The organism is Mesorhizobium sp. M0771 (genome assembly GCF_040320155.1).
GTDB lineage: Bacteria > Pseudomonadota > Alphaproteobacteria > Rhizobiales > Rhizobiaceae > Mesorhizobium.
In genome coordinates, this window is record NZ_JAMYPC010000045.1 from 1 (window position 1) to 9260 (window position 9260).

Here is a 9260-nt window from a genome sequence, read left to right on the forward strand (position 1 = left end):
CAAGGAAGCCATGGCGGCGGGAGAAATCATATGGGCGCACGCCTTCGAACATACTTGCGCCAAGGCCGATATCGACCACCGAACGACAAAGCCAAGGCACCCATGGGCCAACGGCCAGGTCGAACGCATGAACCGCACGATCAAGGATGCGACCGTCAAACGCTTCTACTACGAGAGCCATGACCAACTGCGCCAGCATCTCGCCGATTTCGTCTTAGCCTATAATTTCGGCCGTCGACTGAAGACCCTCAAGGGCCTCACGCCCTTTGAATACATCTGCAAAATCTGGACAAAAGAGCCCGAACGATTCAGGCTCGATCCAACCCATCAAACCTTGGGACTAAACACCTAGAGCGTTTCAGATTTTGACAGAAGCGTATCCAGCGTTTGCGAAGTAGTTTCTGCATTCATTGGGTTGGATGGTTGATACGAGGTGGCCGATGTGTCGCCAGGTGTCGTCGATGGTTCGCTTCTGGGCGGCTCGCATCCAGTGTTTGATCTTGGCGAAGGCTTGCTCGATTGGGTTGAGGTCGGGCGAGTATGGCGGCAGATACCAAAGCCTGGCGCCTGCGGCGCGGATCATCTGCCGGATGGCGGCCGACTTGTGGGAGCCAAGATTATCCATGACGACGATGTCGCCGGGCTGGAGCACTGGCACGAGCTGCTGCTCGACATAGGCCCGGAAGCTCTCGCCGTTGATCGGTCCATCGAAGACGCAAGGGGCAGCAAGACGGTCGAGCCGCAGGGCGCCGAGGAAGGTCAGCGTGCGCCAGTGGCCGTGCGGAGCAAAGCCGCGCAGGCGTTTGCCGCATGGTCCCCAGCCGCGCAGCGGTGCCATGTTGGTCTTGATCCAGGTTTCGTCGATGAACACCAGCCGTTCCGGATCGAGACCCGCCTGCCAGGAACGCCAGCGTTGTCGTCGGCGGGCAACATCGGCGCGAGCTTGCTCAAGGGCGAATAGCGTTTTTTTTGAACCGCAATCCTTCGCGCCGCAGGAAATGCCATACCGTGTCGTGCGAGACCTTCACACCGCGCGCCGCAAGTTCGTCCTTCAGCCATGCAGCGACAGATGCGACGTCTGGTTGATCCGTTCCACGATGAACGCCCGGTGCGGCTCCAGAACACGCTTGCGGTGGCCGCCCATCTTACCCGGTGCCACAGACCCATTCGCCCGATAGCGCTGCGACCACTTCACCGCCGACGAAACCGCCACGCCAAAACGAGCCGCCACCGAGCGGCAGCTCTCGCCAGCCTCGATCGCGCCAACAACACGCTCACGTAGATCGTTCGAAAGGGGAGCCGTCATCTGATGCTGGCCTCCGATCCAGCCAGCATCTTGAATCACAAAACCACTCTCACGGGAATCCCGCAGATTCAGTCAAAATCTGAACTGCTCTAAGCGTCCATTCAAGCGGCTCGTGATCTGGTTGCTCGTGCCACATCACTTGACGGAAGTCGCGGCGGTCAACCTGCTGGCCGCATATCGGGCCAAAGGTCGAAACGGTCTTGTCCGTCTGCCGGCGAATGTGGTTTGCCGGGGATGCGTGGGCCAAGGGCTGCTATTCTGGTCATGCTCGAACGAACACGATTCCGCGGCAAAAGTTCCGTCAGTTTGGTCTTCTCAGTTGGTGAAAGACATCGCACCAAAAGCGGAAGTCATTTGGTCGGCCGTCGAAATGTGCCTCCAAAGCGCAGTGCGCCACGGCGGTCGGCGCTTCAAGCCCATAGAGTTCGATCGCAGATTGAGCGGCCTGACCTTGGTCGACGAGATCGGCAATCTTCAAAGCCGTAAATCAGCGCTCCGCATTGCGAGCCTTCCGGTATGAGTTCCGAGCCTAAGACGCTCCTGAGTAGGCTTTTCGCCCTTATTATTTTCTCTGCCGCCGGCGCCACTGTCTATTGTCGGTGGCGAGGCCGCTGCCACCTTCTGAGCGGGCGAGCGATGGAGTGCCTTCGACGGTGAAGACGATTCCGGCGTCTTCAAACGCTTTGCGGATCGCCGCGATGTTGTGGGGACGCGATTTCCTGAATCCGTTCTCAAGATCGCTGATGGCCATTTCGCTAAGATCTGCCTTTGCGGCAAGTCGCACACGCGACCAGTTCAGTAGGGCTCGTGCTGCTCTGGATTGATCTGCTGAGAGTACGGTTCGGCTGTCCATAAACAGTCGAACATTCAATATCGCTTAAATGTTCCTCTTGACCTTCTGCGATTTCTAACGGCGTGATGCCGGCCTCTCGGGTAACGCGGCGGGGTTTTCCAATAACTTTGCGGAACGCTGATCGTCACGCCGCAACGTCTTCTTTTTCGGCTTGGTCTTCTCAACCAGATCTGGCCTTTTCGCTATCAGGTAGTCAGCCTTGTTCGTTCGATAGTCTTCTTTGTGGATGGACATTTCTACAATCTCCATTGTGGAGATCAACGCGGCTGGAAGCCGACAAGGTCGATCCGAACGGCGCACCGTCCTAATACGAGTCTTGTCGACCATACCAGTCGTCGACGTCTCGCCGCACGCGATCCTTCTCAATGCCGTAGCGTTCCTGGATCGTACCTTCGAGCTGATCGCGGTTGCCGGCTATGCGGTCGAGATCATCATCAGTGAGCTTGCCCCACTGCTCCTTGACCTTACCTTTGAATTGCTTCCAATTTCCTTCGACGCGATTCCAGTCCATGATGGCGATCTCCTTTCGTTGTCCTTTCGAATAACGGTCGTATGGCTGTCAGGTTCCGCTGCAGGTAAGCGCGCTTGCTTGTGATCTAGCAATGGAACCTAATGCCCGTCGACCGCATGTGTGCGCCGGCCTTTTCCGGTTTGGGAACACAGCCGGCCTTTTGCCGTTGGTCTGGAACAGCTTCGCAAGGAAATGCACGTGCTCGCCGATCCGGGCATCTGGGTCGCGTTGGCGGCTGTGTTCATCCCTTATGGAGTCGGTGTCGCACTGCTTCTGAGGGTAGCCGGTTGATGGACCTGCCAGCGCTGCTCTGGCGTCAGATGAGCGGATTTCCATAGAAGCCGCCTCAACTTGGCGGCGGGGGGTCTTCGCGTTCGGCCATCTGTTCCAAGAGCTTCCTTGACGCAGCCAGGACGCGGCGTACGTGGGGAGTTGAGTTCGCCGACCATATCGATGGCGAAGGCGCCGGACAGGGCGCCACACGTCTTGGCGGGGCGCTCTGAGGGCGTTGGCGATGTCATCGAAGATCGCTTCCATCGGTCGAGTCTCGAACGCCGAACCTGTGAATCCCCTGTTTGTTCCGTCAAAGTCTAACGATCAGGGAAGCGCCATTGAAAGCACGTGCAGTAACGGTTGATTGCTGGTAAATTGTGAAATGTGGGTGGCGGCTCCGACAGTTCGGGGTGGAACTCAATGCCGAAGCCGCCTGCGCAGCCAAGGTTGGGGTTTGACCGCGCCGTCCTATAATGGGACAGCGCGGTCAACGATTCGTTAAAACGTTCTGGAACTAATTAAGCACGCGCTAATTGACTCGCGGTCTCGGGAGTCAGTGCATGCGTGAAGTTCATTCCTCCGATGGTGCCGATTTTGGCGGGACAGGCCTCCCGAGGGCATTGCACAGCGTCACGTACCGGCCGCCGCCTTCGTCTTCCCTCTTCTTAGAGATCCGCCATTCGTTGGGCGAGTGGGTTGTTCGCATCATAGGGAGGAACGGTGAAACGTATTCCCGAGCATTCGAATATGAAGCAGATGCCGTCGCTTTCGCTGGCGATCAGTCTTCTCGTCTAGGATTGGAAGCTCCCCCGAAGCGAGCAACTTGACGAAATCAGCGAGAGACGCGCTGAAGCAGAGCGACTATCTGTTTCGCGGTCTCGTCGGTCCCGATCACTGGCGACTGTCGTGCGTCATCTTTCTGTATGATCGATGACGCCTGTTCGGGGGTGGTATCATCCTCCAGGTCGAACTCACGGACTCCGATGGGGTTCTTGCCTTACATCTCACACATGGATTTTTGGTGCGAAGCCAATTCATAGTGATTGGGCCGACGTGCGGCCTGATTGAAGGTCAAAAGCTACTTCGGCGGCTGCGAACAGCCTAGTCTATGACCTCGCCACCGAACAGCCGGAACCTAAGCGCTTAATGGAGCTTAAGGCTCCATGAGTACACGCGGTATCAATTTCCTCGATCGCTGGGATCGGCAACAATCTCCCCGAAACGGCGAAGGCCGACACGGTTTCGATAAGTGAGTACACACACAAATTGTACGCCGACGCTAAGGCGCTCGGGATCAGGCGCGAAGAGATCGACGAAGAAGTTGACAGCCTATATCGGACGCTGGTCGATGCGCCTTCGGAACTTACCCCCCCTATAAATTAGCAGGGGAGGCACGGCATTCTTCAAGCCGTCGCTCTTATCCTTTCCCGATAGCTTCACCGGACATCGCGCTGGCCGACACCTTCTTGCGCAATGCCGCAGTGTGCCTCGATGGCGCTGACCGGGCGGCGGATCTGGGCAGGCGCAATGCGGCCCTTCACGCCATCGCCATCGCCATTGAATTGCTCCTGAAGTCGCATCTTCTCAGAACAGCGACCGACGATCGCTGGAATCGCCGCCATATCGGGCACGATCTCGGCAAGGCCGCTCGTTACGCCGAGAGAGCTGGATTGGGCCTGCCACCGCAACTGCACAGCGTCATCGCCCAGCTTCATCCTCATTTTCAGCGTGGCGGCTTCCAACGGGACCCAGCGCGTTCATGGCCGTCCGGTTTATCGCTCGACGCCCGCCACATCGCGCGGCGGCTTGCTCAGACTCTCATGGAACATAAGCGTCGCGCTAACGACGCCGCTGCTCCTGACTTGAAGATGACCCCACCCCCGCGATCCATTGCGCTGATCCTTGGTCCAGCCGACGGCCTGACGCCATCAACCCGCAAGGGGTCGGACTACGCGAAGCGTGCCGCCGCTCCGGCTTCGCCTTCGCGGTGATTGCGGCCATCCGCCGAACACATCGGGCGCCTGTCAGCGGGGGAGGGTCCTCCGCTTCAAACAGGAGCCGGATCGATGTCCCTCGCCGACGCGCATGCCTTCGCCTTCAGCCTCGCCGCCACCCTCATGGTCGCCATCGTCATCTTTCGTGCCGGCGACGGCACTCTCTCGGTCGTGCCGGCGAACGAGTATGACGGCGACGACACCGCCATCATCGGCGAAATCGACCGTTCGCCCCAGGACGGGGCTAACATTGCCGCTGGCGAAACAGAGCTTTGGCATCTCGCCGGTGCTTTTCGTTGCTATGCTCTGCGCGGCGTTGCGGTGGTGGTGGAAGGCGCAATCGCCAGAGCTATTCTCGGAGACACCACCATGATCATCCTCGGCATGTTCGTTTGTATCGCGGCCATCGGCATCCTGTGCTGGTTGCTCTTCACGCTTGCTATCTTCGCCCTTCCGTTGTTCGCAGGGGTCAGCGCAGGTACGTGGGCATTCAACACCGGCGCCGGCTGGCTTGGCGCGATCCTCGTCGGCATCCTGGCAGCCGGGTTGACGCTCGGCGTCGGCCAAATCCTCCTCGGCGTTATCAGCTCCATGTGGGCGAAGCTGGCGATCACGCTTGTCTTCGTCGCGCCTGCGATGGTTGCCGGCTACCATGCCACCCATGGCATCGCGAAGCACATGATGCCTTCGGAAACCTGGCAGGTCGTCTTCTCCGTCATTGGCGCGACCGCCGTCGGCGTCACGGCATATCTGCGGGTCGCGGGCATGACGTCAGCCGACCAATCCGGCAGGGACGTGGTTCGAGCCTAGACCCCCGCGGGCGGCGCAGGTGGACCAGACCGACGAAGGCCTAGCCTCCTCATTATCGGTGGTTGGAGCAATCGGGTTCCATGCCAGGATCGAGCAACGGCCACGTGCCGGCGCGGCCCCGTCTGGGACTTGGACTTTCTTTGGTCGATGCCCATCGCAGACCGACCAGTCGGTGGCAGGACGGCAGCGCAGGCGGTGGCGGCGGCGTTGCAGGTGCGCGGAATCTGTGCCTGGAATGCGTGGGCGATGCCGGTGAAGCCTGTAGCGATCTGCCGGAGGCGCGTTGCACGCCAACGTCTCCGTTCCCAATCTGTCCCAAGAGCGCTCCAAACGGCCTCTTCAATGGGCTGATCTGGCCGAACGACGGCTGAAGCCTCGACCGCCTAGGCCGCAACGGCGCATCTCGACTTTCTTCCCCTGCCGGCTCCCACCCCATGCCGCAAGCGCATGGGGACCCCGAGCGCCGCCATTCCTCGCGAGACAAGAAAGTCGTTCCTGCGCCGTCCTCCGCGTTGCTCCGGTCGCAAGCGATGCGTCGTCGGTCGCCTTCGGCCACCCGATCGCCATCGAGGCCGCATGGTGCGGGCTCGGGAACAGAAAACGGAGACTTACAATGGCTACCATCGGCACCTTCAAGAAGACCGCCTCGAACGAATTCACCGGGGACATCGTCACCCTCAGCGTCCAAGCCAAGAACGTGCGCATCGTCCCAGACACACGCGCCACCGGCGAGAACGCTCCCAGCCACCGGGTGCTGGTCGGCCGCGCCGAGATCGGCGCCGCCTGGTCGAAGACCTCCAACGAAGGCCGCGATTACCTGGGTCTCAAGCTCGACGATCCGAGCTTCAACGCCCCGATCTACGCCAACCTCTTCGACGACGAGGAAGGGGAGGGTTTCTCGCTCATCTGGTCCCGCCCGAACGCGCGGCGGGGTGACTAAGGACCCGCGCAGGCCCCGGCCGGAAGGCCGGGGCCTTCTTCCGCGGACGTCCGGTTCGGTTCACTCAAGCCGAGAGCGATGCCGAAACCGCATCGCCTGATGCTTATCAACCGTCCTCCATCGGCGCTGTTGTTTCTATAAAATGCAGGCTTTCACTGTGAAGACGAGGCAAGCGATGATCGAGCCGTTTGACGAAACCGCGCCGACCAGTGACGAACTCACCGAATACGATCGGGAACACGTCAAGCTCTATGTGCGCCTGCTTGACGCCGCCGACGACGGCGCGGACTGGCGCGAGGTGGTCGAAATCCTCTTCGGCATTGATCTGACGAAGGAGCCACAACGCGCCCGGCGCATCCACGACAGCCATCTGGCGCGAGCGCGCTGGATGGCGCGTGCAGGCTACCGTCATCTCTTGCGTCGACCCGGCAACTAGCACCACAGCGCCTGTGGTTCGCGGGTGATGCCGAAGTGGCATCACCCGATGCCCGGCAAGGGTCTTCCGCCAATCGCTACAACCCGGAATCGTTTGGAGGCGGGGTCTACGCGTTGTTTGCGAGGAGCTCTTGGATGAGGCCGGATACGTCGCATTGGCGAGACAATGCCAGCTATGATTATTTTGATACATTACCTATCGAAGGGCTCGCCTGGGAGTGTCTGCGGCGTCACCAACCCTATCAACGGCACTACCAAGCGCTCCTTACCACAAGATCCGAAAAAGCACCCTTCCACCCTGAGGCACAGCGGCAGTGGGGGTTGCGATTTCCCGGCCACGCCGGATTTGTCCGCCTTGGCGCAAGACGTTCTGTGGTCGCCTGACGTCGATCCAGCTGTGGTTTCTCTCGTGCCGGCGCCGGAATTCCTGTCGTCCTTGCGATCGGCGCCGTTGACCGGCCTGGGCGTGGTCCACGACAGCCCGGAAGGACGCCACACTGTCCATAGTGCAGGTGTCGTCACCCAACTTCTCCTTCTGCCCGGCAGTGACCCGCACGGTCACCTGGCGGCGCTGATCCCCTTGGACGCAGAAACATTGGGACGGATCGAAGCACTCACCCGTTTCTGGCGTTCGTTGCAGGGGCGCCCCAAACCTTCGGACACGCGGATGACCCCGCAGCAGCGCCGCCGCTTTCGTCTGATGATGCAGGCCGCTGACGGCCATTCGAATGGCGCGAGCTACCGCGACATTGCCGTCGCCCTTTACGGGTCTAAGCGCGTCGCTGCCGATCCCTGGAAAACTTCCGCACTGCGCGACGCGGTGATCGGCCTGGTCGAAGGTGCCACCGCCATGATCGGCGGTGGCTATTTGCAAATCCTGCGTCATCGCCGCCGATCCTAGCGGGTCTGGCCGCGCAAAAGGGGTGGAGTTTTAGCCCCCCTCAACTTCCCCATCCCTGACGAAGCTTACTCTCCGCCACCGTGGTCTCCGCCCACCGCTGAACGCCAGCGGCTGCCCAAGACCCCACGGAGGTTCGACCCATGCGACCCGATATCGCCGTTTTGCCGCCGCGCTTCCTGCGCACCAAGGAGGCCGCGGATTTCCTCAGCCTGTCCGCCCGCACGCTCGAAAAGCACCGGACCTATGGCACTGGTCCTTCCTACCGCAAGCTCGGCGGCCGTGTCGTCTATGCCGTCGACGATCTTCAGGCGTGGGCCGAACGCGGCGCTGTCACGTCTACATCCGATCCGCGGGGGTCGGTCCTGCCGGCCAAGCGTCACACGCCGACGCCGCCGACGCACGGCGGACGATACGCACGCTGACCGCGCGCGGATTTCCAATGGTGGCTCGAAACCAATCCCTTTCGGAGCGCGGGCAGCTCGACCTGTTCCGGGCGCTGCCTGGCGACTTCGCCCCACGAGACGCGCAGGATCTCATGGCCTATCCGTTCTTCTCCCTTTCCAAGACGCATCGCATCACCCCGATCGATTTTGCGGCCGGCAACGTCACGATCCGGGTCGAAGCCGTGCCCGATCATGGCATGGCGACCATCTGGGACGCCGACATCCTGATCTGGGCCGCAAGCCAGATCGTCGAGGCGCGCGACGCGGGCCTTCGCACCTCGCGCCTGATGGCCGCCACACCCTATGAGATTCTCACCTTCGTCGGCCGCGGCAAGAGCCTGCGCGACTATCAGCGCCTGAAGGCGGGGCTTGACCGGCTGCAGTCGACCACCGTCTCGACGACGATTCGTCAGCCCGCCGAAGGCCGGCGTCACCGCTTCTCATGGATCAATGAGTGGCAGGAGCGCATCGATCGCCATGGCAAACCCGCGGGGATCGAGTTGATCGTCCCCGACTGGTTCTACCAGGCAGTCCTCGATGACGCGCTCGTGCTGACGATCGACCGCGCTTATTTCGACCTGACTGGCGGGCTGGAGCGCTGGCTCTATCGGCTGGTGCGCAAGCATGGCGGACGCCAGCCCGACGGCTGGCGCTTCGACTTCCGTCACCTTCACCAGAAATCCGGCAGCCTGTCGCCCCACAAGCGCTTTGCCTTCGAGCTGCGCGACATCATCCGCCGCCAGCCGCTGCCCGGCTACACCCTTGCGCTGGAAGTGGAGATTGGCGGCCGGGTT

13 protein-coding genes and 2 pseudogenes are annotated in these 9260 nt (G+C 61.0%); 10 read left to right on the plus strand and 5 right to left on the minus strand.

What is annotated here, in order from left to right:
- The coding region (locus NKI05_RS31515; RefSeq protein ID WP_352794126.1) for an integrase core domain-containing protein at positions 1-352 on the plus strand (352 nt) is incomplete at its 5' end.
- A 6-nt stretch (positions 353-358) separates the two neighbouring features.
- On the opposite strand, the pseudogene NKI05_RS31520 reads toward NKI05_RS31515, so the two are convergent.
- A pseudogene (locus NKI05_RS31520) lies at positions 359-1324 on the minus strand (IS630 family transposase).
- 121 nt (positions 1325-1445) lie between these two features.
- On the opposite strand from NKI05_RS31520, the gene NKI05_RS31525 reads away from it, so the two are divergent.
- Positions 1446-1826, plus strand: a complete 381-nt coding sequence (locus NKI05_RS31525) for a hypothetical protein (protein ID WP_198025868.1) — start codon at positions 1446-1448, stop codon at positions 1824-1826.
- A 42-nt stretch (positions 1827-1868) separates the two neighbouring features.
- Here the strand turns inward: NKI05_RS31525 and NKI05_RS31530 are convergent, their stop codons facing one another.
- The 3 genes from NKI05_RS31530 to NKI05_RS31540 all read right to left on the minus strand — a co-directional run bounded on the left by NKI05_RS31530 (position 1869) and on the right by NKI05_RS31540 (position 2670).
- Positions 1869-2159 carry a helix-turn-helix domain-containing protein gene (locus tag NKI05_RS31530; RefSeq protein WP_031203328.1) on the minus strand — a complete coding sequence of 97 codons (291 nt, stop codon included), beginning with the start codon at positions 2157-2159 and terminating at the stop codon, positions 1869-1871.
- 54 nt (positions 2160-2213) lie between these two features.
- Positions 2214-2393: a hypothetical protein gene (locus NKI05_RS31535; protein ID WP_023697507.1), complete on the minus strand. Its 180-nt coding sequence runs from the start codon at positions 2391-2393 to the stop codon at positions 2214-2216.
- A gap of 70 nt (positions 2394-2463) precedes the next feature.
- On the minus strand, positions 2464-2670 hold the full coding sequence (locus tag NKI05_RS31540) for a CsbD family protein (RefSeq protein WP_023690464.1): 207 nt from the start codon (positions 2668-2670) through the stop codon (positions 2464-2466).
- A 1436-nt stretch (positions 2671-4106) separates the two neighbouring features.
- Between NKI05_RS31540 and NKI05_RS31545 the strand changes: the two are divergent.
- Positions 4107-4326: pseudogene (locus tag NKI05_RS31545) on the plus strand (DUF768 domain-containing protein).
- Positions 4327-4379: 53 nt separating this feature from the next.
- On the opposite strand, the gene NKI05_RS31550 reads toward NKI05_RS31545, so the two are convergent.
- Complete coding sequence (locus NKI05_RS31550) at positions 4380-4658, minus strand: hypothetical protein (protein ID WP_023694917.1); 279 nt, start codon at positions 4656-4658, stop codon at positions 4380-4382.
- Between the two features lie 351 nt (positions 4659-5009).
- Between NKI05_RS31550 and NKI05_RS32350 the strand changes: the two genes are divergently transcribed.
- From NKI05_RS32350 to NKI05_RS31585, 7 genes are all read left to right on the plus strand, one after another.
- Positions 5010-5747: a hypothetical protein gene (locus NKI05_RS32350; protein WP_023673531.1), complete on the plus strand. Its 738-nt coding sequence runs from the start codon at positions 5010-5012 to the stop codon at positions 5745-5747.
- A gap of 613 nt (positions 5748-6360) precedes the next feature.
- Entirely contained in the window at positions 6361-6687 is a 327-nt protein-coding gene (locus tag NKI05_RS31560; protein WP_023673530.1) for a DUF736 domain-containing protein, read from the plus strand.
- 175 nt (positions 6688-6862) lie between these two features.
- Positions 6863-7123 carry a DNA -binding domain-containing protein gene (locus NKI05_RS31565; RefSeq protein WP_023673529.1) on the plus strand — a complete coding sequence of 87 codons (261 nt, stop codon included), beginning with the start codon at positions 6863-6865 and terminating at the stop codon, positions 7121-7123.
- 134 nt (positions 7124-7257) lie between these two features.
- Positions 7258-7506 (plus strand): transcriptional regulator domain-containing protein, encoded by a 249-nt coding sequence (locus tag NKI05_RS31570; RefSeq protein WP_084013101.1) that lies wholly within the window; start codon positions 7258-7260, stop codon positions 7504-7506.
- Complete coding sequence (locus tag NKI05_RS31575; protein ID WP_023673528.1) at positions 7478-8023, plus strand: DUF2285 domain-containing protein; 546 nt, start codon at positions 7478-7480, stop codon at positions 8021-8023. The genes NKI05_RS31570 and NKI05_RS31575 overlap by 29 nt, the downstream gene beginning before the upstream one ends.
- A 140-nt stretch (positions 8024-8163) precedes the next feature.
- A complete protein-coding gene (locus NKI05_RS31580) occupies positions 8164-8445 on the plus strand; it encodes a helix-turn-helix transcriptional regulator (protein ID WP_023690466.1) in 282 nt (93 codons plus the stop codon).
- A gap of 17 nt (positions 8446-8462) precedes the next feature.
- On the plus strand, positions 8463-9260 hold a 798-nt coding region (locus NKI05_RS31585), incomplete at its 3' end, for a replication initiator protein A (protein WP_352794129.1).

Coding starts and splice junctions, on each gene's coding strand:
- NKI05_RS31530 (WP_031203328.1), bottom strand. CDS start 2,159: ATGGACAGCCGAACCGTACTCTCAGCAGATCAATCCAGAGCAGCACGA.
- NKI05_RS31535 (WP_023697507.1), bottom strand. CDS start 2,393: ATGTCCATCCACAAAGAAGACTATCGAACGAACAAGGCTGACTACCTG.
- NKI05_RS31540 (WP_023690464.1), bottom strand. CDS start 2,670: ATGGACTGGAATCGCGTCGAAGGAAATTGGAAGCAATTCAAAGGTAAG.
- NKI05_RS31550 (WP_023694917.1), bottom strand. CDS start 4,658: ATGAAGCTGGGCGATGACGCTGTGCAGTTGCGGTGGCAGGCCCAATCC.
- NKI05_RS32350 (WP_023673531.1), top strand. CDS start 5,010: ATGTCCCTCGCCGACGCGCATGCCTTCGCCTTCAGCCTCGCCGCCACC.
- NKI05_RS31560 (WP_023673530.1), top strand. CDS start 6,361: ATGGCTACCATCGGCACCTTCAAGAAGACCGCCTCGAACGAATTCACC.
- NKI05_RS31565 (WP_023673529.1), top strand. CDS start 6,863: ATGATCGAGCCGTTTGACGAAACCGCGCCGACCAGTGACGAACTCACC.
- NKI05_RS31570 (WP_084013101.1), top strand. CDS start 7,258: ATGAGGCCGGATACGTCGCATTGGCGAGACAATGCCAGCTATGATTAT.
- NKI05_RS31580 (WP_023690466.1), top strand. CDS start 8,164: ATGCGACCCGATATCGCCGTTTTGCCGCCGCGCTTCCTGCGCACCAAG.